26 protein-coding genes and 1 pseudogene are annotated in these 24,949 nt (G+C 64.2%); 7 read left to right on the forward strand and 20 right to left on the reverse strand.

Annotated features, from left to right (window positions below):
* Positions 1 to 1,079 precede the first annotated feature (1,079 nt).
* The 17 genes from SK854_RS00435 to SK854_RS00515 all read right to left on the reverse strand — a co-directional run bounded on the left by SK854_RS00435 (position 1,080) and on the right by SK854_RS00515 (position 17,866).
* On the reverse strand, positions 1,080 to 1,949 hold the full coding sequence (locus SK854_RS00435) for a magnesium chelatase domain-containing protein (RefSeq protein ID WP_319972924.1): 870 nt from the start codon (positions 1,947 to 1,949) through the stop codon (positions 1,080 to 1,082).
* A 168-nt stretch (positions 1,950 to 2,117) separates the two neighbouring features.
* The gene (locus SK854_RS00440; protein WP_030477440.1) at positions 2,118 to 2,600 is read right to left on the reverse strand and encodes a single stranded DNA-binding domain-containing protein; all 483 of its coding nucleotides are present in this window, start codon (positions 2,598 to 2,600) and stop codon (positions 2,118 to 2,120) included.
* A gap of 215 nt (positions 2,601 to 2,815) precedes the next feature.
* Positions 2,816 to 3,310: a hypothetical protein gene (locus SK854_RS00445; RefSeq protein ID WP_319972925.1), complete on the reverse strand. Its 495-nt coding sequence runs from the start codon at positions 3,308 to 3,310 to the stop codon at positions 2,816 to 2,818.
* A gap of 1,056 nt (positions 3,311 to 4,366) precedes the next feature.
* Positions 4,367 to 4,762 carry a hypothetical protein gene (locus SK854_RS00450; RefSeq protein ID WP_319972926.1) on the reverse strand — a complete coding sequence of 132 codons (396 nt, stop codon included), beginning with the start codon at positions 4,760 to 4,762 and terminating at the stop codon, positions 4,367 to 4,369.
* 43 nt (positions 4,763 to 4,805) lie between these two features.
* The gene (locus tag SK854_RS00455) at positions 4,806 to 5,483 is read right to left on the reverse strand and encodes a hypothetical protein (RefSeq protein ID WP_319972927.1); all 678 of its coding nucleotides are present in this window, start codon (positions 5,481 to 5,483) and stop codon (positions 4,806 to 4,808) included.
* Positions 5,484 to 5,718: 235 nt separating this feature from the next.
* Positions 5,719 to 6,276 (reverse strand): hypothetical protein, encoded by a 558-nt coding sequence (locus SK854_RS00460; RefSeq protein WP_319972928.1) that lies wholly within the window; start codon positions 6,274 to 6,276, stop codon positions 5,719 to 5,721.
* A gap of 272 nt (positions 6,277 to 6,548) precedes the next feature.
* On the reverse strand, positions 6,549 to 7,493 hold the full coding sequence (locus SK854_RS00465; RefSeq protein ID WP_319972929.1) for a bifunctional DNA primase/polymerase: 945 nt from the start codon (positions 7,491 to 7,493) through the stop codon (positions 6,549 to 6,551).
* A gap of 25 nt (positions 7,494 to 7,518) precedes the next feature.
* Positions 7,519 to 9,177, reverse strand: a complete 1,659-nt coding sequence (locus SK854_RS00470; protein ID WP_319972930.1) for a hypothetical protein — start codon at positions 9,175 to 9,177, stop codon at positions 7,519 to 7,521.
* Positions 9,178 to 9,314: 137 nt separating this feature from the next.
* Entirely contained in the window at positions 9,315 to 9,446 is a 132-nt protein-coding gene (locus tag SK854_RS00475; RefSeq protein ID WP_319972931.1) for a hypothetical protein, read from the reverse strand.
* 258 nt (positions 9,447 to 9,704) lie between these two features.
* On the reverse strand, positions 9,705 to 10,043 hold the full coding sequence (locus SK854_RS00480) for a hypothetical protein (protein ID WP_319972932.1): 339 nt from the start codon (positions 10,041 to 10,043) through the stop codon (positions 9,705 to 9,707).
* A gap of 496 nt (positions 10,044 to 10,539) precedes the next feature.
* The gene (locus tag SK854_RS00485) at positions 10,540 to 11,010 is read right to left on the reverse strand and encodes a gamma-glutamylcyclotransferase family protein (RefSeq protein ID WP_319972933.1); all 471 of its coding nucleotides are present in this window, start codon (positions 11,008 to 11,010) and stop codon (positions 10,540 to 10,542) included.
* A gap of 1,556 nt (positions 11,011 to 12,566) precedes the next feature.
* Positions 12,567 to 13,046 (reverse strand): single-stranded DNA-binding protein, encoded by a 480-nt coding sequence (locus SK854_RS00490; protein WP_319972934.1) that lies wholly within the window; start codon positions 13,044 to 13,046, stop codon positions 12,567 to 12,569.
* Positions 13,047 to 13,326: 280 nt separating this feature from the next.
* Positions 13,327 to 14,337 carry a DUF4192 domain-containing protein gene (locus tag SK854_RS00495; RefSeq protein ID WP_319972935.1) on the reverse strand — a complete coding sequence of 337 codons (1,011 nt, stop codon included), beginning with the start codon at positions 14,335 to 14,337 and terminating at the stop codon, positions 13,327 to 13,329.
* A 556-nt stretch (positions 14,338 to 14,893) separates the two neighbouring features.
* The gene (locus SK854_RS00500; RefSeq protein ID WP_319972936.1) at positions 14,894 to 15,145 is read right to left on the reverse strand and encodes a hypothetical protein; all 252 of its coding nucleotides are present in this window, start codon (positions 15,143 to 15,145) and stop codon (positions 14,894 to 14,896) included.
* 74 nt (positions 15,146 to 15,219) lie between these two features.
* Positions 15,220 to 16,278: a DNA-processing protein DprA gene (dprA, locus tag SK854_RS00505; RefSeq protein WP_319972937.1), complete on the reverse strand. Its 1,059-nt coding sequence runs from the start codon at positions 16,276 to 16,278 to the stop codon at positions 15,220 to 15,222.
* A gap of 167 nt (positions 16,279 to 16,445) precedes the next feature.
* A complete protein-coding gene (locus SK854_RS00510) occupies positions 16,446 to 16,964 on the reverse strand; it encodes a hypothetical protein (protein WP_144065350.1) in 519 nt (172 codons plus the stop codon).
* Positions 16,965 to 17,209: 245 nt separating this feature from the next.
* A complete protein-coding gene (locus SK854_RS00515) occupies positions 17,210 to 17,866 on the reverse strand; it encodes a Crp/Fnr family transcriptional regulator (protein ID WP_030477423.1) in 657 nt (218 codons plus the stop codon).
* Positions 17,867 to 18,136: 270 nt separating this feature from the next.
* Here SK854_RS00515 and SK854_RS00520 point away from each other — a divergent pair, with 270 nt between their 5' ends.
* From SK854_RS00520 to SK854_RS00540, 6 genes and pseudogenes are all read left to right on the forward strand, one after another.
* Positions 18,137 to 18,685, forward strand: a complete 549-nt coding sequence (locus SK854_RS00520; protein WP_030477422.1) for a hypothetical protein — start codon at positions 18,137 to 18,139, stop codon at positions 18,683 to 18,685.
* Between the two features lie 303 nt (positions 18,686 to 18,988).
* Positions 18,989 to 19,234: a helix-turn-helix domain-containing protein gene (locus tag SK854_RS00525; protein WP_245816162.1), complete on the forward strand. Its 246-nt coding sequence runs from the start codon at positions 18,989 to 18,991 to the stop codon at positions 19,232 to 19,234.
* Between the two features lie 46 nt (positions 19,235 to 19,280).
* Complete coding sequence (locus SK854_RS48175; RefSeq protein WP_084401213.1) at positions 19,281 to 20,144, forward strand: helix-turn-helix domain-containing protein; 864 nt, start codon at positions 19,281 to 19,283, stop codon at positions 20,142 to 20,144.
* A gap of 190 nt (positions 20,145 to 20,334) precedes the next feature.
* Positions 20,335 to 20,724, forward strand: coding sequence for a hypothetical protein (locus SK854_RS00530; protein ID WP_051769977.1), 390 nt, complete (start codon positions 20,335 to 20,337; stop codon positions 20,722 to 20,724).
* Between the two features lie 216 nt (positions 20,725 to 20,940).
* Positions 20,941 to 22,179 (forward strand): tyrosine-type recombinase/integrase, encoded by a 1,239-nt coding sequence (locus SK854_RS00535; protein WP_319972938.1) that lies wholly within the window; start codon positions 20,941 to 20,943, stop codon positions 22,177 to 22,179.
* A gap of 154 nt (positions 22,180 to 22,333) precedes the next feature.
* Positions 22,334 to 22,651 (forward strand): annotated as a pseudogene (locus tag SK854_RS00540) (lysine 2,3-aminomutase); the annotation flags it as partial.
* 4 nt (positions 22,652 to 22,655) lie between these two features.
* Here the strand turns inward: SK854_RS00540 and SK854_RS00545 are convergent.
* Both SK854_RS00545 and SK854_RS00550 read right to left on the reverse strand, forming a co-directional pair.
* Positions 22,656 to 22,928, reverse strand: a complete 273-nt coding sequence (locus SK854_RS00545) for a hypothetical protein (protein WP_319972939.1) — start codon at positions 22,926 to 22,928, stop codon at positions 22,656 to 22,658.
* Between the two features lie 207 nt (positions 22,929 to 23,135).
* Positions 23,136 to 23,489, reverse strand: coding sequence for a DoxX family protein (locus SK854_RS00550; protein WP_319972940.1), 354 nt, complete (start codon positions 23,487 to 23,489; stop codon positions 23,136 to 23,138).
* A gap of 63 nt (positions 23,490 to 23,552) precedes the next feature.
* Between SK854_RS00550 and SK854_RS00555 the strand changes: the two genes are divergently transcribed.
* Complete coding sequence (locus SK854_RS00555; protein WP_319972941.1) at positions 23,553 to 23,987, forward strand: MarR family winged helix-turn-helix transcriptional regulator; 435 nt, start codon at positions 23,553 to 23,555, stop codon at positions 23,985 to 23,987.
* Between the two features lie 61 nt (positions 23,988 to 24,048).
* On the opposite strand, the gene arsM is transcribed toward SK854_RS00555, so the two are convergent.
* Entirely contained in the window at positions 24,049 to 24,945 is an 897-nt protein-coding gene (gene arsM, locus SK854_RS00560) for an arsenite methyltransferase (RefSeq protein WP_319972942.1), read from the reverse strand.
* Positions 24,946 to 24,949: the final 4 nt, after the last annotated feature.

The raw sequence follows: 24,949 nt of genomic DNA on the forward strand, positions 1-24,949 counted from the left end.
GCTGCAATGCAAGCCTTTCGCGGCCGAAAGAGTAATTCTTTGAACTCTTTTTCTTTCTCAGTGCCACGCAGAGGAAGTGATGGAAGGGGCGGCGCGCCACGAAAGGGCAGGCCAGGGGCCTGCCCTTGTCTTCCTGACCGCGGGTCGGTGGCGGTCTGTCAATTCGCCATCTTTGGCCGGTGATTTTTTGGCGCCCGAATTGCGTGGCGGTAGGGGCCCCGCGCCATTCGGGCGCCAAAAAATCATTGGACAGGCTAATTGACAGGCCGTCACCGACCCATACAATGCGCCGCCCCTTTCATCACTTCCGTAGGTGAGTCGAATTTCGGAATCAGCCACAGTTTTCGGAACTGCTGATTATGGCGACCTAAGCTATCGAGGGAACGCTGCCGCTTCAGATTCTGCGACATAAAGGCTGCTAGTCCTCGTGTCCGCGGCTCAGGTTCCAGCCAGGCAGTCGGGGCAGTTCGGCATGTCACTCGGAAACCCGCAGGTCCCGCACCTCTCACCGTTCGCTATCTCTCTCGCGTTCTGGCGCTGGCGCCTGCTCTCGATGGCGTACCGCTCACGTGCGGTCGCCGGCGCCCACGGGGCTTGGGTTGCTCGTTTGGCCTGAGGAAGCCTGCGGATGGTCCTGCTCGCCATTCGGCAACCCCCTGGTGCGCTGTGTTGCTCCGACAAGAACAGGGGCTGGTCCAGCTCTCCCGGCCGACGTACTTACTCGTCTGGTCGTCGCGACCAGGCCCGCGACGTGCGGCGCATTCGTGGTCACGCTCACCGCGACTCTCGCGGTCATGCCTCGCAGGAGCATCACGCGCAACGCCAGGCGCAAGGTCGACAGTGCTCCACACCTCAGATCCACGAACGGTAGGGTGTGAAGGTCTTCAGCAAATCAGGCATGGTGTGCCTCCGGCGCTGAAGCACCGTGCTGGCGGCTGACTGTCGCGGTTCCGTCCTCGGGCGGTGGGCCTCGTGCCTAAGCCGCCAGCACACCCATCCCGTGTGTTCGCAGAGTTCCGTAGCCTTGTACGGCTCCCAGCGCGTGTCAGCGACTCATCGCTCAGCCAAGAGCTGAGGCCTCACTCCTGATCCGGCACGGAACGTGTCGGAGAGTTCGGCTTGTCCGAAGTGAGATTGTGGAGCGCGTTGTCGTCGCCACGCAGCCACTCGGCAATCTCTGCCAGGCGATGAGCACCAAGCACTTCGAGGTCATCCAGTTCAACGATCTCCTCAAGGCACGTCGCCGGCACGATGACCCGGCTGATGCCGTGGGCGCGGGCTGCCCGGACTGCGGCGTAGATGTCGCCCGTTGTGCGGAGGCCGCCGTCGAGGCTCACGTCGCCGATCACGGCAGTATCGGTGATCCGCCGCGTCGAGATTCCTGCCGCAGCCGCGATAGCGGCCACGGCGATGGCCGCCGACGTGACAGGAGGAAGCTTCCGGTGTGGGTCGACGCGCACCGTGATGCTGCGATGGATGACAGGGAGGCCAGAATTGGCTGTCGCCGCCCACAACCGCTCGCGCAGCTCGTTCGTGCTGCCACTACTTCCAACCAGAGCCAGTGAGGTGGGACCGTCGGTCGCCGTAGCGCTGAAGGTGAGAACTTCGCCCGGCTGGCGTTCCACGGACACCGAAGCGACGGTCGCGGCGAGACCAACTGCCAGATGGCCATCTGTTCCGTACTTGGGGCCGACGTCCTGGCAGCAGTGCCGGCAGGCGACGTTGGTCTCGGAATAGGAAGCGCCCTTTCCCGTGGCGTGGCAGCAAGGCGTCAGCGGAACAAGGCGTTCGGTGCCGTCGGCACGCTTGATGTCCTCGTCGCACACGAGAACGTCGCCGTCAGCGTCAACTCCTCGGACCCGGCCGGCGATCACGGGAGCGACGTACAGCAGGCGGCCGTTGGCGAGCCTTAGTTGGAAGGTGCGGCTGGGAGATGTGCGGTAGCTCATTGGACTTCCAGTCAGCTCAGGGCGGAGGAACACAGCGCAGGTCCGTTGCTTCACGGAGGGCGGTCGCCATGCCCCTGTGTAGCCGAGGCATGGCGGCGTCGAACTCTGCGCCAGGAGGCTCGTGTTGATCGTTGCGAGTCGTGTCTCGGTCGATTCGCAGTCGGTGGTTCACGCCGCGGCCGGCGTCTCGACGGCAGGCTCGGTGCGCCGCCGCTGCATCTCTTCAAGAGCTCGGGCGACCTGAGGGAACATGTCGCCGGCGCGGACTGGTTCGTGACGAGCTTTCCGCTCCCTGATCGCTGTGACCGGACCGCGCCGCGCGCTCGGCCCAGCGTGGATCGCCTTGAACGTGAACGCTGGGATGGTCTTGCCGATCTCGTGGTCGAACGAGTCGTTGTTGGTCAGGTGGCCGTAGACCATGATCTTCAGGCCGGTGGTCCAGTCGCTCTCCAACACGTTCTTGGCGAGCGTGCCGGAGCAGACGACATCCAGGAAGGTCGCGGTTCCGTCGTCCCAGCGACCGGTGTCCTTGCTGAAGCGGCGGTCGTTGTTGAAACCAAGGATGAACTTGACCTCGAACCGGTCAGGGTGTCCGACGTCTCGGGGCACACCGCAAAGGTCGCCGATCTGCAGGAAGAGGTTTTCAGGCATGGAAGATCTCCTTTGTAGTGCTGGATGAGTCGGTTCAGAAGCGCGGCGGCTTGGGGAGTGGGCGTGGCCCACTGGCGGCTTGATGCGACGAGCTGGGCAGGTAGCGCGGATCGACTTCGCGTGGGTGCCGACAGCGGCTCAGCGGAGACGATGCGATCGGCTCGTGGCGGAGTTTGATCGTGCACCGCGTGCAGCTGGCAGCGGGGTGGCGCTGGTCATTCCTCCGGCATGCGAGGAGGGACGAAGCGGAGTTCGACATCGCCTCGCGGTCCGGACAGGTCTGAGGTTCGTTCGTGCTGGGCGGTGGGGCGACGGTTGTGCCGGCTTGCGACCCTCGGATCGCTCGCGTAGTCCACGTACATGCGCCGTGCGCCCGGCGAGACTGCGGGCAGAATCAGGTGTCCGAGGCCCACACCGTGTTTGATGATCGGTTCGCGAGTGCGTGGGCTGATGACCGCGACGATGGCCGCGATCGCGCGGAGTCCGACGTTGGCGAAGGCGAGGACCTGTACGCGCTCGCCGAGGTTGATGTCGCCGTGGGTATCCCATACCTCGTTCGTGAAGTCTGTCCACTCGCCAACCGTGAACGGGACTCGGACGATCGCGTCGCGCCGGTAGAACTCGCGGGTCATCTGGTCGACGAGGCCGTAGCCGGGATACTTGCGCTCCAGGGCCTGTCTGGTTGCTGTCGATAGGAAGTGGACGCTCATCTGTCTTCCTGATCGGTGTGCCGAGCGGAGGTGCGCAGGCATGCCACGCCGTCCCTGCCCCTAGCGGATGGTCCAGGTGGTGCTCCCGTCCAGATGACGTCGAGGTACAGCCGACCGAGGATGTCGTCCAGGCGGACCACGCCCGTCAACGGCGGGGCCTGGCACTCAACGGTTGGTGTGGAGGAGTTCCACCTTTCGGCTGGCGCGATTCGCGCCCACACGATGAGCAGGCCTCCCAGGCAAGACACCGCCCGAGGGCGTGTCGCTTGTGGAACGGGCTGCTGAGTGTTCGCCAGCCCGTGCGTGGCAGTACGTTCGTCGGCTCGGCCGTGATGAGCTCACGGGGTTCGAAGCAATTGCGAGCCAACCGAAAAGGTGGTCATGAGCTGAACTTTGATGACGTCGCGCCCGTGCTCGTGCGTCGGCATGAGTCCGACGATCTTGACGGGCAGGTCGCGGCGAACGAGGCGTCGTAGTGGACGAGATCGCCTACGCCGAGAATCGGATGGCCAGGCAGACGGATCATGTTGTCGTTCATCGACTTCTCCTGAACGCGGGTGCGGGCCGTCCCGTGCCGGTGCGTGATGAAGGCACGTCGCATGGCTCAGGCACGGCGCCCCTCAGGAGTCGGTGGTGCTCCGTTGCTGCGGTGGAGTGGCCCAGCTGTCTTCAGGGATCTCGATGTACCGACTGATGCCCAGCTTGCCGGTGGCTTCGCGTGCTGCCCTGGCAGTGCCGCCGTGCTGTGTGCGGGCGCAGTCCCAGCACAAGGGGTGTCGTCGCCACTATCACGCGCGTAGCGCGTGGCGAGGTTGGTGCAGTAGTCACATCGGGGTTGAAGCCTTACCCATTTCACCGCAGCGCGCGGCGCATGCTCGGCCGCGAGAACCAGGTCCACCGCCGAGCGCGGAGAGCTAGCGAGTCCGACAGTGAACGTGATGGTGCCGCGGTCGTGGTGCAGCCGCACCGCGTAGACGTTGTGAACGGAAGAAGCTGCCGACGTGTGCTCGGCACCTGTCTGCTCCGGGCCGTTCAGTCCTGGATCGCTGGGTGCGGTCATTGCGCCGACTTCAGATCCGACGACGCGGTGGTGTCGATCGGTAAGAGTGTCTCTCCAGTGTGGATTGTCGTTTGGTTCTTGTGGGTCTCCCAGCCTGAAGTGGCGAAGTCGAGCAACTTCGTCGCGGCGGGTGTGAACTCTTCGAGGTCCACCGTGCCGCGGTCCCAGCTGTGCTCTCCGCACTGCAGGATCGCTGCCATGCGCACCACGGCCATCGGCAGAGACGGAAGTTCTTCGAACCACTCGTTTGCCACTTGGTCGGACCAGCCCAACTCGTACCGGTCCGATGCCAGCTTGGTGATCTCGATATAGATCGAGTCATCGATGTACGTCAGGCAGACGTCACCGATCTTGTGACCGGCCTCGTCCGCTGTCCCGCTCTCCACGGGCATGAGGTTCTCCTCGCAGAAGGCGATTGAGGTGGGCCAGCCGGATTCAGCTGGGCGGGCCGTTGAGCGTCAGCGGAGTGGCGCAGTTCCCGCAAACGCGGGGCTTCAGCGGTACGGACTCCTCCTCGTCCTGCTCGTGCTGGAGGTTCGCCGGGACCTTAAGAGGTTCGGGGAAATCGGCTGAGTCGTAGTTGGACTCGTCGCTGAGATCGATGCCGCGCAGCGCGGCCTCGTAGTGCCAGGCCGCGTGGTGCAGGCGCCGCAGATCGTCGCTGGCAGGCACCAGCCCAGCTACCGCACGCACACAGCCCATGCAGAACTCGTCGGCGCGATACTGGTAGGCCAGGGCGTGGGGAACGTCTTCCCATCGCCAACCCAGGTTGTCGGCGTAGGTGTCGAGGTCGGCGTCAGTCGGGTTGCGGATCCGGGTGACGGCGTTCATGTATCGGCCGTGGGCGAACTGTTCCCAGGTGTGGCCGGCCGCCAGGGTGTGCAGATCGTCGGTCTCGGTTCCGGCAGGCAGTGGCGTGTAGGCGCACGGCCACGCAGACGTGGCGATGCCGATCACGCGTGCGGGTGGGACGTAGAGGATGTCGCCGTCGTGGATGTCTTCGTGTGACTGCACCGCGTCGTAGGCTTCGCCGCGGCTGTAGAACACCCACACGCGCGGGTTGGGGTTCGCGGGGATGTCCGGGTCGTCAAACGGGTGGATGTAGCCGGCCACAAGGTGTCCTATCGCCTTCTGTTGAGGAGTTGAGGTGGGTGTGCCGCGCGCCCGCACCCGCCTTGGGGGCAGGAGGCGGGGGGCTGCGCGGCACACCCGGCAGGTGGCGCCCGGTCATTGCGTCCGTGACGCCACAAAGCCCTGTCGTGAAACGGTTTCTCGTTGCTGAGTGAGAAGGTCCTCTGCAGCTCCGCAGGTGTGGGGCGCGACCTGCTCGCAGGCGTTCTGGGAGCCGTCAGCCGGGTGAAACGCCGGGCAATGTGCCGTCACAGGTTGCTGAGGTGGTGATGTGTGTGGAGTCGCTCGTCAGGTACGACTCGTCGTTGCCGCGGATGCGAAGCTGCCCGATGCGGTAGCGGAAGGCGGGAGCGGTCAGAATTCCGCTGGCCATCTCGGCGCGCAGCAGGCAGGCGTCAGCTTCGACGTGGCGGTTGCCTGCCAGCAGGCTCAGCACGTGTGTCGACAGCTGTTCGTCATCTGCGATGTCGATCTTGATGCCTTCCTCGGCGCATCGTCGGAGTACGGCCTCGATGCGCTCCACCGGATTGAGCACGCGATGGACGTATCCGAAGGGGATCGTGGCGATCGAGCGGCGACTGACGCGCCGCAGCACCACGAAGTCGTCCTGGTAGGCGGAGAGCGAGTAGCGATCTCCCGACGGGCTTTCGGTGATCTCGACGACTCGGTAACGACCCCACGCTTCGAGGACACTTCCCTCGTAGACGACATAGTCACCGAAAGCAGGTGGCACAGCACCGAATTCGCCGATGCTGGGGCTTGGCAGACCGTACATGGTTACCTCCGGCCGGGCCCTCCCGCGAACCACTTGTCGGTCAACGCGGGTCAAGGGCCGATGCGCGAAACGGACTAGGGTGTGCGATCGCGGAGGTCGTGACGCTCCAGCGCTTCTGGACGAGAGAGCGCGGGTTTGTCTTTACGTACCAGGCGATAGGTGGACCACCGCGTAGCTAGACGTGCTCACACGCCAGTGAGTCGAGGTCGCCGACACTGGTCGGCCAGCCGAAGTACGCGCCTTAGGCGTCGTGAACTCGGCACGAGTGGCAGCTAGGCGATGTCGAGGACTGCGCGTGGTTCCCGGATTCCGCGTGCGATCCCGTTCATGATGTGGTGCAGGGATTCTGCGTATGTCCAGCCGTTCACGCCTTCGTGGCCCGAAGCGGCAATGAGCAGTGCGTCAACGGCATCCTGCTCGTCGAGCCACCGAGCTCCGACGATCTGCCCGAGTTTGATCGCGGCGATGAAGAGCGTGTGAGCGCGGGTTCCAGGCCTCGCCTCCCGCACTTTCGTGGTTTCTCCGCGTATCGCGGCCGCCGCGTATGCGGTCGCACGGCGTGCGGGCAAGATCACGCCTCCGGACGCGCGAGCAGGAAGATCGGCTGCTCGAGGCGGCGTGAGCGCTGTGACAATCCAGAGGGGTAGCGGTGCGACGGGCAGAAGAGGTTGAGCGAGGCGATACAGGCGCCGTTTCCCCGCCACTCGGAGGGCTGACCCGGCCGCGATGATGCAGCCGTGCTGGGCGCGCGTGTCGATGTGCCAGCCGAGGGCCCCGACCGTGTTGCGCAGTGCGACATCGTGGGGAGCCTGGAAGTAGCGGTGCTCCCCTCCAGATGGGGTCCACACGCGGTAGGTGTGGACTGGGTCTGGTTCGCCGAGGTCGTGTGCAAGCAGCCTCAGCACGTCACGCCCGTGACGAGCGCCCCGACGTGCCCATTGGGCGGGTGGGAGTTCGCCGTGGGCGGCGTCGAGGTCGAGGACGACCAGCCCAGCTGCCCGGCACGAAATGGCGATGTTGTAGGGGACTCTCGCCCACCAGACTGAGATCTTTTCCTCGCTGGTGGTTGCCACCGAATCCCAGCCCTCGAACAGAGGGACCTTGCTGTCGACTCCCGCCGGCACAACTGGCCACCCTCGGGCTGCCGCAGCACGCGCTGCCGCGAGTTGCCGGGAGCTCACGATCCGGCTCATTTCTCTCGGGCGGGTAGGGGCCATCCACGCGGTGGCCCCTACCCGTTGGCTAGGCGGCTACCGGCTCAGACGAGCTCGCCGGGTTGGAGGCCTCAACCTGCTCGGCAACGTCGGCCGTGCCAGCGGTGCCGTCGAGTGGACGGCCGTCATCGTCGAGCCCAAGGATGTAGTTCTCGACGGGGCTGAGCCCCATGCCGAGCTCCTTGAGAATGGTCATCAGCAGAACCGTCTCGGGACCGGCGTTCTTCCACGGGCTCTTCTGCTTGGAGATCCTGGCCTCGACCGCGAACGCCCAAAGTCCCAGAGTGAGCATGGCGGCGTGCTCCTCGCTCGCGCCGTCGATCCGCTTCTGAAGTGCGTCCTGACTCAGAGCCGGCTTCACGCCTTCGCCGCTCGTTGCGGCTCCGGCCAGGCACTCCCTCAGCAGCGGGTGAGAGTGCTCGATGGCCCTCTTGAACTCGTAGCCGGCGACGACCGCGAGCTGTGCGGTCCGGCGGTGGATCCGGAAGCCCTTCGGGTACTTCACTTCGCGGAACTTCTCCGCCATCCAGGCCTGGCGCGGCTCGATCGAGAGAGGCCATTCCCCGTTGAACTTGATCGTCAGTCGTCGATCGGCCAGTTCCTCCGGGGTCATCTTGCCGACCGGTTTGAGAGCCGCCACGCCCTTCGGGGCATCGAGCATGGCGTGGCCATACCCCTGGAAATCCCGGCACAGGTGCACGGGAACCGCCTTACGGGTCTCGCCGTGCCCCTCGAAATCGATCAGCACCACGTTTCCGGGGCAGTTCTTGTGCCCCGCAGGAGTGAGGGCGGTGCCGGGCTCGTGAGCGGGGCTGGGACGCAGCGCCGTCAGAGCAGCGGAGTCGTTGTCAGCCGCGAGCTCCATCGCCGTCACGATCGGAGTCTTGTTCTTGGCGAACTTCGCCTGCAACGGCCGAAGCAGATCGGCGTCCCGCCTTTGCTGCATGAGCTCGTATGCCTTGTTCCTCAAGCCGTACCGGTTGGTCTGTGCCGTCTGGGTGAGGGCCTCGACAGCCTCGGGATCATGGTCGACCTCGGCTTCGAAACCCGCGATCAGCAGCATGTCGTCGAGGGTCAGGTTCTCGTTGTTCTGGGACGCCTGGACTGCGGCTTTCGACTGCACCGCGGTGTGGAGCTTTTTCGCGTCCTTCAGCGGCATGTGCCGCTGCGTGGCCAGCTCTTGAGGCGTCACCTCGAGCAGGACGAGCTGATGAAGCGCGGCCATCTTGTCGCCCGTGGTGATGTCAGCGCGGCGCTCGTTGATGCGCAGCTGGCTGAAGATCCTGGCCTTGACGGCATCGCGCTCATCGTCATCGTCGTTGCTCGGCCGCACGAGCACGAGCAACTTGTCCAGGCCAGCCTTGAGCGCGGCGAGGGTGCGCATCTTGCCGTCGTGAACGGCCAGGCGGCCGTGGTGGTCACGGCGTGCTTCGATGACGATGTCGACGCCGAACTGTTCGACGCTGCTGGAGAAGACCTCGTCCTCGATGACGGTCTGCCTGGTGTTCTCCGTGACGTCCTTGCCGAGGTACAGCGCACGCGGGTGGGCGAAGAGCAGCTCGTAGCCGTCCCGCTCCATGATCACCTGGATGGAGTCTCCAGGAGCTTCAGGCGTTGTCTCGGCCGCGGCCGTGGACGTGCCTTCGTCGACAGGCTGGTCGACTCGGTCGTCGGTCTTGGTGCTCACGTGGTATTTCTCCTTGGAATAGAGGGGGAACGTCGATCGGGCGCAGGCGTGCCGAGTGCGTGGTCGCGCGAGAAAGCGGACTCGGCTCGGCCGAATCCGCTGCGTACGAAGGAGTTGCGAGAACTGGCGAGTGTCCTTCAGTCCATGGCGACCGGACGGATGAACAGAAGCTCGGTGACGATCCGCAGGAACCCCGAGCGCTGTATCGACCTGAAGTTGACCGGCACTGCGCCGTCCACATCGCTCTCGTAGAACGCGAGCCCGGCCAACTCATCACTGGACGCCGTGAGGGTTTTGCCCGCAGCAGAGCGAGATCGGAAGCACACAGGAGCCGCGACAATGTGGCGTGGTCGTCTGCGTTCGTGCCACGGCCGCACGGCAGACCGGAGTCGAAGTCTGTTGGCTGAGCCACACCGAACCCCGCACTCGAAGTCACTCCACCAACCGTGACAACACAACGTTGCACCGCGGCAGCGAGGCTTGCTCGGTGTTGTGGCGCAAGGTCGACGAGATAGCCACGCCAAGAGCTATGGGCGGTCGACCGCAGTAGCCGCCTGCCGGCTGGTGACGACTCGCGCCCACTCGGCTGTGAGGCGGGCGTACTCGACGTCGCAGCTACATCCGTGATCCACGCTCGCGCAGTGCGCGTAGAAGCCGTGGCTTTGACTGGCCTCCCTGGTGAGTCCAAGTGTGTCGATGCCGTTGTAGTGGCTGCCGAAGATCTGTCCGAGCAGGTCGTCCGTCGTGCTCTGCAGGTCAAGCACGGTGACGTCGACGCGCATCGCCCATCCCGGCTGCGCACAGTCGAGCCGGGCGGCGCCGCGTGCCACCCGCACGGGAATGCTGTCAGCTCCTCCGCTGGTCATCTCTACCGTCCTTCGAGTCTGCCTCTCACGAAGCCTTCCGGCTCCCGTAGGCGGATGAACGTGGTGTCGTGTGGCGCGATGGCGAGGCCTCACCATGGAGTGGACGGCCGCCAATCCCTTACGGGGACTCAAGTTGGTAGTACTGCACCAGGCCACCCGTACCGCCACTGCCAACACGTGATGACGATGCGTTCGTCGGTGGCAGCAAGCTCGGTGGCGATAGTGCCGGGGCCTCCGCTGCACGACACCGACTCGTCTTCACGGAAGGTCGAGGACAGGAACAAGATCTGTGCGAACCGCAGAATGCGGCCGACTCCCCCGCCAATGACACCGATCGCGGCGCTTCACAGACCACCCCACGGAGCTGTGAGCCGGACTGCGTCACCAGCAAACAGCATCTTTCGACCTGACCGTCCTCACAGGACGGAGATCTGCACCTCAACGAGTTCGAGGAGTGGACGAGACGGCGCAAGCCACACCTGATCCGAGGCGTCGCTCAGCCGACGACGTCGTTCCTTCTCGCGGACACATCGGGGATTTCGGCCTGGTGCAACACCCAGTCACCACCCGAAACCTTGTTGTCCGGGGTGAGTTCGCGCACGACGGCGGCGCCGGCCTCGTACAGCCAGGCGGAAACCGGGCCGGTGTTCGAGCGGACCGGGACAAGCACTCGCACGTAGATGCACGTCGGATCGGCAGGGTCGTAGCCTTCGAGCTCGTCGAGCTGGCGGAGAACGTCGTCGTACTGGTCCGGCCAGACGCTCATGAGTTCACCGACGACACCGTTGGTGTCGCCAGTCCTTCCGACAACGAGGGGAAGCCCGCCGGCGTCGTAAAGGCAGTACCCGTGCAAGCGACCCCGTTCCTCCGCAGCGGTGCGGCCCTCAAGGTGCTTCTGGTAGTTGAACAACCCGCGCCTGAGGGTCCCGTAGACGAAGAACGGACGCTGGATCAGCTCGGTCGGCACGAGGTACCTACTTTCCCTGTGGGCAGGCCGGAGGACGAGGAGTAGTCATCAGCGCGGGAACCGTGCTCCCGGCGGCGAAATGTCTGGGTGTTCAATGAGAGTTGGCGACCAGGCGCGGCGATCGCGCCTACTGGTCAGCCACGAAGGGGCCGGTGCTGTCTGGCGCAGCGGCTATGCCGGCGCAAGACAGCACGACACCTCGTTGTGGATGCGACGGGTCGGTCGATCCGATGTCGCAGAGATTCCTGAACTGTTACTAACTGCAAGGACTCTCTTGTCCTTGCAGAGCCGGCCTCGAATGATCGGGCCCTCAACACTGGATCTTTCGTTCATCGCCAACAGGGCGTTGAACAAACAAAACTAGAGGCGCCCTGAGAAGCTCTCTGATCCGACAACAGCGAGTACGTTGTCAGCCGCTTCGAGCGCAGCCGCGAGAGGACGGCGCATGAGAGGAAGGCAGTAGATCCCTTGCGCACTGATGCGTGCGGCCTCGCACCACGGTGTGCGATCTGAGTCGACCGCGGTGACGAGCAGAATGCCGGTGCGTGCGGGCAGATTCCGCTGTAGGCAGAGCGTCAGGGTCCGCTCGTCGAGAAGTACGACCGACGCCGCAGTCCACGCAGGAAGAGAGGGAGCTTCTGCGCGAACGACTTGCAAGCCCCGTTGTGCGCGGTGACAGCCGAAGGTTGCCGAAATGAAGTCGAGCAGAAGCAGAGAAGATGATGTTCGGACCGCGGCGGAGGTGCCGTTGGTGGCGGGAAACTCACGCATAGCTCCTTCTTTCGGAGAGACGAGCCACCACCATCGCCGCCGTTACGCAGGTGGCGGCCAGAACGGCGGACAGCGCTGCGAGGTGGACCGTGAGGCTCGGGTGGAGCGAAGTCGCTCGATATGGCTAGCTGCATGTCGTAGCGCGATGCGCAGCGTCAGCTGGCTTGGGTGATAGCCGTTCCAGCGCTCCGGGTTGTCGATCGCGTAGCCGGCTATCGGCGCGTTGGGGCAGCGGGGGTCTACGGATCGCACGAAGCTCAGCAATGTCCGTCGGGAGCCGGAACTGCTCAGGCATGTCGAGTACGCGGCGTTCCAGGTGCCTGGCCCAGGATCTGCGTCCAAAGCGCCGATACGATCCCGGACGAGACCTTCCAGGGGCTGCCCGAGGCCATCGACCAACCTGTCGAGCAGCCTCGCCAGGTGGCGTGTCACGCCTGAACCCCGAACACACCTGAAAAGCTGCATTCATGGGCTTCCTCTGCCTCCTGACTGAACTGCCCAGGAGTCACACGGATCTTCTCCCAGCCTTGGGCGGCTATGTCTGTCAAGGCGCGTTGGACCTCCGTCCATGTGCACGCTTCTTCAAGCAGGAGTGCGTACTCTCCACGGCCGATCTTCCGGATGCCGCTGATCCTGTACATCTGGCTGTCCTCATCAATGTGTTGCCGATCCCAGACTTCACGTAGCCCTGGTGGACGTCGCTCACGTGTTGTCGATGCGTGGACGTGACCTGACAGAAGTTCGGGCCCGCCGACATGCCGGCGGGCCCGATGGTGAATCAGAGTTCAGAACGAGGGCTCGTCATCGAAACCGCCGGCGTCGGCTGCCGGGCCAGATCCCCACGATCCGCCAGGCGACTCACTGACACCATCACCACGAGACTGCTGGCCGCCGTCTCCACGGCTGACCTTGTTGACCTTCGCGGTCGCGTAGCGCAGCGAGGGGCCGATCTCGTCGACCTCAAGCTCCACGACAGTGCGCTTCTCGCCTTCCTTCGTGTCGAAGGAACGCTGGCGCAGCCGTCCGGAGACGAGCACTCGCGAACCGCGGGTGAGCGACTCGGCCACGTTCTCGGCGACCTGCCGCCACACGTTGCACCGCAGGAACAGCGCTTCGCCGTCTTTCCACTCGCCCGAATTCTTGTCGAACTTGCGGGGCGTGGAGGCGACCGTGAAGGACGTCACGGCCGCACCGCTCTGGGTGAAGCGCAGTTCCGGGTCGGCAGTCAGGTTCCCGACCACCGTGATCGTCGTTTCTCCAGCCATGGCTGATCCTCTCGTCATAGATCGTTTCGTTCCGTGCGGATCTGTTGTGGACAGTTGCGGGGCGTCGACCCGTCGACATCCCGCGGTTCGGACTAGACGCTGCGACCAAACTTGTTCGATGTAGCCGGTTTGCGTGAACGGGATCGCTCGGCCGAGGGCACGTTCGACCGAACTCGAGTCCGTCAGAGCTCGGCAGATGCCGCGACGACAAAGGTGGATGCGGATGGCACCGCTCTAGTAGCTCTTGACCGAGATCGCGCGATTCGACCGGAAGGCGGGCCTACGTGTCGGCCTGCTCCGCGAAGATCACTGCCGCGTCGATGTCCGCCTGGCGCGCGAGGCAACCAAGCTCTGCAGGTGGGACAGCTGCCGTGAAAGCGGCGCGTAGCAGCCTGGACAACTGGTGTTCCGGGCAAACCTCAACCGCGACGTCCAGCGCTACCGAAGCGAGCGCTCCTTCTCCCCGTAGATAGGCGTAAAACGCAGCCAAGGCTGCAGGCTCAGCACGGTACGGAGCTGGGCACTCCCGGGTGAGCGTGAAGAACAGATGCTCAGCCGCCACGGCCTGCGCGTCCGTGGCGAAGGACAACGAAGCGTCACGGACCCGAACATCGTCCAACGCCAGTGCCATCCGTGCGACGAAGGCGTCGTCCACCTGGAGATCGCCTCGTGCTGAGGCGTCGACGGCGTCCCGGATCATGGTGAGTCCCTCTCGGGAGGAACAAGCCCGCGTCGTGGACATGCCGCCGAGCAGTTCGGCCCTCCGGGCGAGGTCCTGTTCGGAGGCTGCCTCGACGTAGCTCGCCAGCTCCTCCCGGCTGGCGTGTGTCACCTTCCCAGCCGCGACGCTCGCAGCAGCCAACTCGGTTGCCGATGGATCTGGGAGCGTGCCGGACATGCCGCATTCGCCGCAGTAACAGCACCAGCGCGCACCTTCCACACAGGCCTCGGCCCAGAGCGCGACCCCGTCCGGCAGGTGAACGTCGCCCAGGATTCGGTGAAGCGCGGTGATCACCTCGGTGTGCGGAGGTTGCCCGGTGGATGTGAGTTCGCCGCCTCCGAACACCAACACGATCGCAACGACGTTGTCGCCCTGTCCGAGGACCATCTGCGCGATCTGTTCAGCGAAGGCATCAGATTGGGAAGGGTCCGGAAGGTCGACCCTCATAGTCATGACCACGATCCCCTCGTTGCAGACCAAGCAGACCAGGGAGTTCTCCGGAGTGAAACCGATCAAGGGCGGCACGCTGGCAAGCAGCGCCCCGGCGTCCTTGCAGTTGATCTTTACCATCAGCTGTCCTTTTCGGAAGAGCCGCCACTTGTTCGTAGGCGCGCTCGGTATCTGCGCTAATCAGAAAGAGAAATTTGATGCGGGTATCACGCGATCGGATGTCGATCCGAATGACTGGCAAGCGATTGCGCGGAGTTCGGTGCCGCGTGCGTGCCACCACAACGGCGTTCTGGACCGACCGCGGCAACCAAGGCCTGTGCGGCGCGGATCATCCAGTCGCTGGCGTTCGAAGCGCAGACTCGTGCTGCACGAGGGTCCGATAGATCCAAAGTGCAGTCCGGTTAACCAGATGGTTCACGCGGCGCTTCGAGCTGCGACTGCTTGGTCCGTTGAGCTGTGAGCCGGTCACGACTGACATGGTCGACGCCAAGGACGCCGCTCCTACGCCAATCGTGTTGGCACGAAAGAGATGCACTCCATTTGGCGGGACGCGGACGTTGCAGCACTGGACGAGCTGGGCCGGCTCCTTGACGGTCTCATCGAGGTCGGTGAGCCGCTGGACATGAGCGGTGCCTGGAGGTCGAACACGCACACCGAGCCGGGCGAAAGGCGCCACCTAGTGGCGCCGCACCGCACAGCCGCGAGGACAGTCCTGATCGAGCGGTAGCCGTCGATCGAACTTCCAGTTGGCCGCACGCTCGCCGCGGATCATCATCAGTGCGGTGCAAAGCGCAGTTCGTGTCGGGAACGGTGGCGTCCAGCGCTCCGCACCGATGATCAGTGCGAGCCAGTAGCCGGGTGACCCGATGATGCGGCCGATCGACCAGCGAGTCTTGAGGAAGGTGTCGTGGAGCTCGATGACGTACACACGATCAGAGTCCGCGCGCTGTGGAAAGGACTGCGAGCAGTCGCGGAGGTGGACGTGCACGTCCAGACCGCACCTCATGACGCCGCCTCTGGACAGACCGCTTGGGAAGCGAGCATCGTTCGATTGCCGCCCACGCCGTCAGTGCGGCTCTGCAGGGCCTTCAGGATGTCTGCGGTGGAACCGACTGGGATCGCGCGTCCGTCGCGCATCAGTTCAAGACAGCCAACCGAGGTCGCGGAGGTGATAGGTCCCGGCACGGCCATCACAACTCGCCCCAGGACGGCCGTGATCCTGGCGGTGTACGAGGTTCCGCTGCGCCTGCCGGCCTCAACGACCACGAGGCCATCGCTACAAGCGGCAACGATCCGGTTCCGCGCCAGGAAACGTTGTCGTGCAGGCACGACTCCCGGCGAGTACTCGCTGATCAACAGTCCCTCGCGTGAGATCCGCTCCAGCAGAACGGAATTGCCCACGGGATACGCCACGTCAACTCCACACGGCAGCACCGCGACGGTTCGGCCGTCGGTCGTGAGCGCTCCGCGATGTGCCGCCTCGTCAATGCCGTAGGCGCCACCAGCAACGACGGTGACGCCATTCGCAGCGAGGTCAGATCCGAACTCACTCGCTACCTGGACACCGTAGGGGCTAGCTGCGCGTGCCCCGGTTACGGCCACCGCCTTGCCCAGGAACTCTGACAGGCAATGAGGCCCGCGGACCCAGAGCGCGAGTGGCTCACCACTGCCACGATCACGACGGCCACCCTCAGACGGCGGCGCCAACCTCTCCCCGGGCCACTCAGCGTCCTCGGGGACTACAAGCCTCCCGCCGCAGCGTCCGATCTCTTCCAGGTGCCGGCGAGCGAGCCCTACAGCACCGCCGCCCGACATCGCGTTCTTCGAGGCGAACACGAAGTCACCGGAACTGATCCTGTTCGACGCCTCGATTGGACCGACTTCGGCGACTAGGGCAGACAGTGCGGTCAGGTCCGCCTGTTCGCCGACGCAGGATCCAGCTACCAGGGACAGGTGCGCCCTGGCCAGGAGGACAGCGTCGGTCGGCTGACTTGCTGAAATCACTTTGACTCCATTGGGTTTGGTGCGATTGATGTACTTCGTCCGACGATCGACCAGCACACGCTTATAGCGTCGAACTGGAACGTGAGGTCGTGCCTCACGACGGCTGGGCCTGAACCTGAGCGCCAGGCTCGAACTGGAGTCCCTTTCCAGTAACCGAACGGCGTTCATCCTGTTGTCACAGTGCACGATCGACAGTCGTCGGCACCGCCCATCGGCAAGTCCCGCTATGCCTCGTGACGCACTGTTTGGGCGATGTCCGGTGGCCCGACTGTGACGCCCAGCAGGAATGTGAACGTCTTCGTTCGCCTACGGATCTCGAACTCAACCTCGTCACGAACCTGGCCGCGACTGAGCAGCAGATGTGGCTGCGTGTTGCCGATGAATCGAAGGCCGATTCCGTCGCCTGGACGAACGATCTGCGCCACGGTCTTCCAGCGAGAGTCGCTCTGCGCACACGACAGCGCTAGATGTCCCGTCGCATCGGGATGATCGATCAGCGACCACGAGGCGAGACTTCCATGCTCAGTTCCGAACATCTCCCCTACGGCCGCGATGACGCGTACCCGCTGTCCCTGTTCGCTCAGACGAAGGTTGAACAACTCCTCCTCTCGTGCTGTCACTCCCCTGGCCACGCTGCGAAGATCCAGCTCGAGAGCGAGCGACAGGTAGAAGCGGCGTCCTTGTCTCTTCAGCAGCACGGTTTCAGCCGCGCCGAACGCCTCGACATCGTCATGGTTCAGCACAACGGAAAGCATGATTTGCCGTGTCTTCCATGAAGTGTTGCAGGACAGGGTTCTCGTCGACACAAGGAGCTTGACACTCCTGCCGTTCGCGCCGCTCGCGCAGTTGCAACCGCGAGTAGCCGGAGTTCGGTAGCCCGCCTTGCAGACAAACAGTCCTTATAGGACGATCCACAGAGGCGCAATGTGTAGGACTGCGGGAAGGGAGAAGTAGCGATGCCACCGACGGTGGCTCGTATGCGCTCGACCTAACGAGCGAGCCGAGCAAGACGCGCTGGGTCGCGGATCAACACGCTCTTGTGGCCGACTTCCAACCAGCCGCGTCGGGCGAAGTTCGAGAGCACCTTGTTGACGCTCTCCCGCCGAGCACCGATGTACTGGGCGATCTCCTCCTGAGACAGCTCGTGGTCGAGCTGCATGCCGGACCTGCCGGACTCACCGAAGCGCATCGCGAGCTCCAGCAGCACCCTGGCCACACGTCGAGGAACATCCGCAAAGATCGCGTCGCCAACCATGTTGTTGGAGCGCCGGACCCGACGCGCGACAACGCGCAGCATGTACTCCCCGAGTTCGGGATGAGCGTTGATCCGCTTGCGCAACGCAGTGCGCCCCACGCTCACGGCACTCACGTTGGTCACCGCCGTTGCAGTGGAGGCACGAGGTCCTGGATCGAACACCGACAGCTCGCCGAACATGTCGGCCGGTCCGCAGATCGACAGCAGGTGTTCCCTGCCATCCGCGGTGCAGCGGCCGATCTTCACCATGCCCGACTGGATGATGTAGAGCTGATGTCCGGCATCTCCTTGCGTGAAGATCCTCTGACCACACGAGAACGAGCCCTGCTCTCCGACGGACGCGGCGAGTTCGGCAAGAACCGGGTCGGCCTTGGGTACGACGATGCTCATCTTGATTCCCCTACGAGCGTGAGATGGATATGCGACGGGCGCGGGTGCTAAACCCGCGTTGAAACCACAAGCACAAGGACTAAGTGGACTGTCGCCGGATGCGATGAAGCCGGAGTCGGTGACTTGGAGGACATCGGACGCCTTGACACCTCACGGCCCTGTGGGCCCGCTACGGCCCACGTGAACGAGATACAGAAGACCTGAGCGGACGAGAAACCAGTCAGACGCGGCGATGTACCAAGGCGCAACGACGTTTGGGACGATCACCGGGTGTCTGTACAACGCGAGGCTCACCAGTCACATCTGGTCGATTGGCTCTCGACTCAGGTTGAGATCCATGCCGCCTTCGCCAGCACCAGGACCTGGCTGTTCACCTGCGTTGAGGAACTGGTGCTCGAAACCGGGTACTGGGGAGTCCCAACCGAGCTTCCACCTGGTCACGTCCGCGGCGCCGCAGGAAGGTGCTTCGCGAACGCATCGGCGTACGCGACCGTTCACTGCCTGACCTACGTTGAAGGCTTCGCACTGTCGACCGTCGGCATCGCCTATCCGCACGCGTGGGCCGTCGATGACGCCGGCAACGTCCACGACAGCACCTGGCCCGGCACGCGCGGCCTGGCGTACCTGGGCATCCCGTTCTCGGCGGCTTACGTCGAAGCGTTCGACGGGATCCTTGGCGACGCGCGCCTCGTCCACGACGCTCACCTCGACGACTACCGGATGCTCCGAGATGGCCTACCCGATGGGGCAGTCCTTCCCCTTGGCGAACCAGTTGGCGCAGGAGCAGCTGGCTCGAGTCGTCGAGGCGGCATGTCTTAGTCCCGCGTGGTTTGTTCCCGGTGCAAGGTGGCGGCTTAACTTCAGTAAACACTGAAGTAATCGTGCTGGATGAGATTTGGCTGGACCCCGCTTCTTGGCCGTCCATTCCACGGAGCGCGATTGACGCCGTGGCGTAGCGGCGTCTGCGCGCCCACAAGAGCCCCACGGCCCTGGCAGTTGCTCGGGTGAACGCACACGCCGACGCGCCGCACTTCGTCCAGTAGCCGCTCCGTTTGCCCGAGCGGCCGACGACCTTCGACTCCTAACCTCGGGCTTCAACCGAGACGAGACGGGAGTCAACAGGTGAACACAGGCCATAACCCCACTTCGAAGAGCGGGAGTCGACCGGGCAGCGAGACATCGGCGATTCGATCGCTGAAGTACGCCGAGCCACTATGGGATCCCAACGAGGTCGCAGCTTTCTTGAAAATACCCAAAAAGACACTACAAAAGTGGCGTAGCGATAACACAGGGCCGCCGTGGCGACGGTATGGCAAACATGTTCGATACGAACCTCATCTGGTTAGAGAGTGGCTGTCCAACCAGTAGCCGACGATTGACGTGATCACATCCGCAATCAACGAAATCGAGCAGAATGAGTATCAAAGTTGTGACACTCGCCTGGGAGTACGCACCCGTGGCAGGCAACGAGCTTCTCCTGCTTCTGGCGATCGCCGATCAGGCAAATGATCTCGGCACGGATGCATGGCCTTCCATCGACACCCTCGCCCGCAAGACCAGGCTGAACAAGCGAACAGTCCAGCGACTCCTCCAGCGCCTCAGCTCAGCAGGTCTTGTCGCCATCGAGCCAGGCGGCGGCCGACGCAGCAACCGATACACCATCGACCTGGAACTTCTTGTCAGCCCATCATCGAGGACCGCAGATGACGACGACACACTCCCGGCAGAACGCCACCCCGGACAATCTGTCACCCGTGACACCGGCGCCACCCCAGGGGCGACAGTGCTTGACCACCGCAGCCACGACACAGCTATGTCCCCCAACCCGTCCCACACAGCCCTCTCCCCGTCCCCAGCATCTCGCGCTCACCCTGGCGACACCGACGACGCGGCAACGACTGAGTCAGCAAGAGCAGCAGCGGGAATCATCGACAAAATCCATGCCGTTGCACCGATTTCGCATCAGGACCAGAGAGCCCTGGAACTCAAAGTCCGGGATTCCCTGGCGGCAGGACACGAACCCGACCAGATCCTCCGGCACCTGGCGGAGAACCTTCACAGCGCCCGCTCCCCGATAGCCGTGATCCATTCGCGACTGCGGAACCTGCCGCCCAAGCCCACGCACGGCCGGACTTCCATTGCCCGGCCCGAATGGTGTGGAACTTGCGACGGCCCCGAACCGCACCGCAGGTTGATCCAACGCGACGACGGTCGTGTTCAGGCATGTCCCAACTGTCATCCCAAGCACAACGCGAACCCAGCGAGAACAAGCGGCTGACAGCCATATCAACAGGCAGCGCTCGGCAAGGTCGAACCCGGCCACCCCTCCCTCGACCACGCAGCGCGATGCCACAACCCTCAGGACTACTCAAAACTGGTACATCTATGTACCATCGGTACTTAGATGTACCAGAGACGGCCTCGCGAGGCCACCCGCGAGGCATACCGCCAGAATGGGAGGGGTTCACATGCTCGATCACCCACGGGAGGGCCAGGTGCCACGACGCAGCGGCGACCAACCGCCCGCCGCCTACGTGATCGAAGGGACATTCCCTGACGTCAAGCTCCGCGCGGACGCTCCCGTCAGCGCGCACTTCGCCGTCGCGTTCGCCAAGGCACTAAAAGCCGCGGTGCATGCGAGCAGCGGGAGCCTGCGGTCGATCGCCAAGGAGGCCGGCGTCACGCATCCGACCGTGACGAGGATCCTCGACGGGCAGACGCTGCCCGATCTGCGGTCGATATCCGGCCTGGAAGTTGCGCTGCACGCGAGGCTCTATCCCACCGAGCTGTACCAACAGTTCTCGGCGACACGCTCAGGCGCGAACGAGCCTGCAGGCGAAGCCGAGCAGAGCCGCTGACCTGACTGCGCTCAACCATCAGGTATTCGTGCGCTACCAGCTTCATACACCGCCGCATTTGACCGCGACTTAATGATCCGGTCGGCGTTGAGCGCACGTTAAACCGCCAGCAGGCCACACTGGCGTACTCCTTGGGCAAACAAGGCTGATGAGCGACCACTCCCCGTCGCCGAGCCGTGCGCCCATCATTCACATGCTCGACTTGCAGAAGGCATCATGGCGTACATCGACGACCGTTGGTGGCAAGAGAAGAAGGATCCGGTCACCAAAGAAGTAGTCCGGGACGCAAAGGGTCGTCCCGTGATGGAGAAGAGTTCGCGCTACGGCAAAGGCGACCGCTACCGCGTCCGCTGGAAGCTTCCCGGAGGCAAGGAGGACAACAAGAGCTTCCCTGACAAGCAGCACAAGGAAGCCAAGGCTTTCAAGACCCAGATCGAAAACTCTCTGAGGACCAAGGCATACGTCTCGCCCAAAGCCGGGGACATGAAGGTCCGCGAGTACGCGGAGAGCTACAAGAACGGCAGGTCACCTGACGAACGCAGCCGAGCCTCGCTCGACAGCCTGTTCGCCTGCCAGGTCTACCCGTTCATGGGCGACATGTCACTGAACGAGGTCGCGCTCGATGGGACCGTGATCAGGAACTGGCTGGCCTGGATGAACAACGTGTCCGGGATCGCGGTGAACTACCAGTATCAGGTCTGGATCAACCTGTCCGCGATGTTGGACGCAGCGGTCGTGGACGAAAAGATTCACCGAAACCCGTGCAAGCTCGGCACCATCTCGGCACCCAAACCGGTGCAGAAACTGATCACACCTTGGACGGACGAGAAGCTCCAAGGGATCCACGACTCCCTTCCGCCTGAACATCAGGTGGTAGTGCCAATCGGCGGCGGACTAGGGCTCCGACAGGGCGAGATTCTCGCTTTCAACAGGGAGGACATCAACCGCAAGGACATGACCTATCACTGCAGGCTGCAGGTTACTTACATCAACGGGAAGTTGAAGTTCAAGCTCCCGAAAGGTCACAAGACCCGCATCGTTCCAATCTCGGGCGGGACGCTGCACCACATCGACTATCATTGCGAGCTTTATCCGTCAGTGGAAGTCACACTTCCCTGGGGAGAGAACGACAGCAAGGAGACCCACACCGCCAACCTCATCCTGCCGTACCGCGGTGTGACCGCGTGGCGCGGATCGATGTTTCTCAATCAGATCTGGAAGCCAACCTTCTCAGTCGCCGGGATCCCCTACATCAAGGGCGACGACGGGATGCACGCCCTGAGGCACCTGTACGCGTCGCACATGCTCGCCTCGAACGTCAGCATCAAGGAACTGTCGGTGTTCCTCGGCCACTCAAGCGAGGCCTTCACTCTGAAGACCTATGCTCATCTCATGCCGTCGAGCTACGGACGAGCCAGGCTGGCCGCAGATACACTGTTTGCACCGCCTGTTTGAGGACGGTCTCAGGACCTTCTCGCGGGCGAGCGATCTCGAATTCGAGATCTCAACCTCTCGGCCAGGGGCCCCACAGGGGCCCCATGATCATCAACTAGCGCCAAGCTCTCATAAACAGCCAGGTCAGACCGTCCATCCGGCGTGCCGCCGAATCATGTGCGACATGATCCCGAACGCGGAGCACTGGCGGGTGTCGGTGTGGGAGGCGCAGGAGCTGCAGCACGCGATCATGGGCTACCTGCCGGGATACGCGACGCCTCGCATCGTGTGCGATGTGCCGTACGTCGGGAAGCGGTGGGTGCACCAGCTCGCCGAGTACGACCGTGAGCTCGGGATTTCCTACTGGACCAAGAACTACCGGACCGGGATCGAGCTCGAAGACCCCGAGGCGCTGGACCGCCGCTACCCCTACTACGACCCGATCTCCACGCTTGGCGCGGCCGGCCAGAAGTGGTGGACCGACCAGGCATGACAGGTCACGACGGGGCCGTTCTCGGAGCAACTTCCGAAGGCGGCCCCATCGGCATGTTCGCCTGCTCGGGCCCCTGACCCGGCACCAACCTGACCTGCGGATCAAGCTGCCGCAGGTTTGCATGCGGGCGACGGGGGAAGCCGAACAGCCGGTGCAGCCCGGCGAACGTGCAGCAGGCCATTGTGAACATCATCGCCAGTTGACCGGTGAGCTGATGACCGACGGGCAGCAACCGCAGCGATCGGTCGTGCGCGGCAATCACGGCCGCGAAGCTCAAACCCGGATTCAAGCACGGGGTGTGCGACGAGTCAGCGTCGCTGACAGCAGAAGTCAGGCTGGGCCTTCGACCTCACGCGCTTTCTTCCTGACGTCCCGCTGATCGGCCGGCTGAACCTGATCCCTGGTCTGACTGGTGGTGCGGGCAGCCGGTAGAACCGCGACGCTGCCGCGGTTCGCTGCTTCTTCCTGTGGGCTGCGACCTTCCTCAGGCAGTCACGATCCGCAGCACCAATGCGGTTCCCGCGAGCAGCGTGAGCACGACCGCCGGCACGGTCTCGGCGACCTTGTCCCCAGCGCGCACGTGGACGATCACCGCACCCGCCATCAGCAGCGTCAGACCGAGGGCCGCCGCGATACCCAGCGGCGCCCACCACAGACCGATGAGCAGGCCCGCGGCGCCCGCGACCTCGAGCAGGCCGATGTTGCGGTAGCCGTCCGCGGTGAACCCGTGCGTCTCGGCGGCGGCGACCATCGCAGGCACCTTCATGACCTTCGAGACCCCGGCCCCGATGAAGGCGACGGCGAGTAGTGCACTGAGAACAAGCGTTGCGATGAACATACGATGGAACATAGCAGATCGTTGAACCAGATCAATGGTTTAGGCGACGGCTATAGTTGTGGGGTGGACGGGGAACGGGTTGGAATGCTCCTGATGCACCTGGGCAGGGATGTCGACGCCCGGCTGCGCAGGCAGTTGAGCGTCTACGGCCTCACGCCCAGGCACGGCTTCACGCTGTCTCACCTGTGCGACAACGGCCCGACGAGCCAGCAGAGCCTGCTGGACGTGCTGGACGTCGACCCCAGCGTCCTCGTCGCGATCCTCAACGACCTGGAGAACGCCGGACTCGCCGAGCGCAAGCGCGATCCCGAGGACCGCCGCAGGCACATCGTCGAGATGTCCGAACAGGGCCGCACCGCACTGACGGCCATGCAGGGCACCATCGACACGATCGAACGCGAACTGCTGGCCGACCTGTCCCCTGCGGACGCCGACCAGCTGCGTTCACTCCTGTCCAAGGTCCGCTCCCCTGGAGACACCTCCTGCGCGGGCGATTAGCAGAACTCGGCGATCTCTTCGGTCCAGCCCTGCGAAACCGAGCGCCACTCCCCTGACACCGCTAGTTCTGACAACCGCAACCAGACGCGGTCTTGGCCTCCGCGACGGTGACGCCGGGGTCGACGGACTGCTCGTCCGAGGAGCAGCAGGCGCTGACACCGCAGCAGGAGCCTTCGGCCTGCACCGGAGCCGTTGTGGTGACGGGGTCGATGCCGAGTGGCTTCACCGCGCGAACGATGGCCCCGTGCATGCCATCGGCCGCCTCGAACGTCGGTGTGATCTCGATGCCGGTGAACCCCGCGGCTTCCAGGCCCTCGTGGTACTCGGTGAACGTGAGGGCGCCGGCGATGCAGCTGACGTAGGAGCCGCGCTCGGCTCGTTCGGCGGGCGTGAGGTGGTCGTCGGCCACCACGTCGGAGATGCCGATGCGGCCACCGGGACGCAGGACGCGGAACGTCTCAGCGAACACGGCGGGCTTGTCGACCGAGAGGTTGATGACGCAGTTGGAGATCACCACGTCGATGGTGTTGCCGGGCAACGGGATGGCCTCGATGTCGCCCTTGAGGAACTCGACGTTGGCGGCGCCTGCCTTCTCCGCGTTGGACAGGGCGAGCGCGAGCATCTCGTCGGTCATGTCCAGGCCGTAGGCCTTGCCCGTGGCGCCCACGCGGCGCGCGGAGAGCAGGACGTCGATGCCGCCGCCCGATCCCAGGTCCAGCACCCGCTCGCCTTCGCGGAGTTCGGCGACGGCGATGGGGTTGCCGCAGCCGAGTGAGGCGGCGACGGCCTCGGCGGGCAGTTCGTCTCGCTGGGCCGCCGGGTAGAGCGTGGCGCCGAAGGTCTCGTCGACCTGCGCGGTCTGCGGTCCGCAGCACCCGCCTCCCCCTTGGACGACGGCGGTCGCGGCTGCGGCGTAGCGGGCGCGGACGGTCTCGCGCAGCTCGGTCTGCTCGCTCATGAGC

This window comes from Lentzea sokolovensis, from assembly GCF_033949975.1.
Lineage (GTDB): Bacteria > Actinomycetota > Actinomycetes > Mycobacteriales > Pseudonocardiaceae > Lentzea > Lentzea sokolovensis.

Excerpts from the sequence above, each read along its gene's own strand:
- SK854_RS00490 (WP_319972934.1), bottom strand. The coding sequence starts at position 13,046 with ATGGCTGGAGAAACGACGATCACGGTGGTCGGGAACCTGACTGCCGAC.
- SK854_RS00465 (WP_319972929.1), bottom strand. The coding sequence starts at position 7,493 with ATGGCCCCTACCCGCCCGAGAGAAATGAGCCGGATCGTGAGCTCCCGG.
- SK854_RS00460 (WP_319972928.1), bottom strand. The coding sequence starts at position 6,276 with ATGTACGGTCTGCCAAGCCCCAGCATCGGCGAATTCGGTGCTGTGCCA.
- SK854_RS00450 (WP_319972926.1), bottom strand. The coding sequence starts at position 4,762 with ATGCCCGTGGAGAGCGGGACAGCGGACGAGGCCGGTCACAAGATCGGT.
- SK854_RS00515 (WP_030477423.1), bottom strand. The coding sequence starts at position 17,866 with ATGAGCATCGTCGTACCCAAGGCCGACCCGGTTCTTGCCGAACTCGCC.
- SK854_RS48175 (WP_084401213.1), top strand. The coding sequence starts at position 19,281 with ATGAGTATCAAAGTTGTGACACTCGCCTGGGAGTACGCACCCGTGGCA.
- SK854_RS00480 (WP_319972932.1), bottom strand. The coding sequence starts at position 10,043 with ATGACCAGCGGAGGAGCTGACAGCATTCCCGTGCGGGTGGCACGCGGC.
- arsM (WP_319972942.1), bottom strand. The coding sequence starts at position 24,945 with ATGAGCGAGCAGACCGAGCTGCGCGAGACCGTCCGCGCCCGCTACGCC.
- SK854_RS00445 (WP_319972925.1), bottom strand. The coding sequence starts at position 3,310 with ATGAGCGTCCACTTCCTATCGACAGCAACCAGACAGGCCCTGGAGCGC.
- SK854_RS00435 (WP_319972924.1), bottom strand. The coding sequence starts at position 1,949 with ATGAGCTACCGCACATCTCCCAGCCGCACCTTCCAACTAAGGCTCGCC.
- SK854_RS00530 (WP_051769977.1), top strand. The coding sequence starts at position 20,335 with ATGCTCGATCACCCACGGGAGGGCCAGGTGCCACGACGCAGCGGCGAC.
- SK854_RS00535 (WP_319972938.1), top strand. The coding sequence starts at position 20,941 with ATGGCGTACATCGACGACCGTTGGTGGCAAGAGAAGAAGGATCCGGTC.
- SK854_RS00550 (WP_319972940.1), bottom strand. The coding sequence starts at position 23,489 with ATGTTCATCGCAACGCTTGTTCTCAGTGCACTACTCGCCGTCGCCTTC.
- SK854_RS00440 (WP_030477440.1), bottom strand. The coding sequence starts at position 2,600 with ATGCCTGAAAACCTCTTCCTGCAGATCGGCGACCTTTGCGGTGTGCCC.
- SK854_RS00495 (WP_319972935.1), bottom strand. The coding sequence starts at position 14,337 with ATGGTAAAGATCAACTGCAAGGACGCCGGGGCGCTGCTTGCCAGCGTG.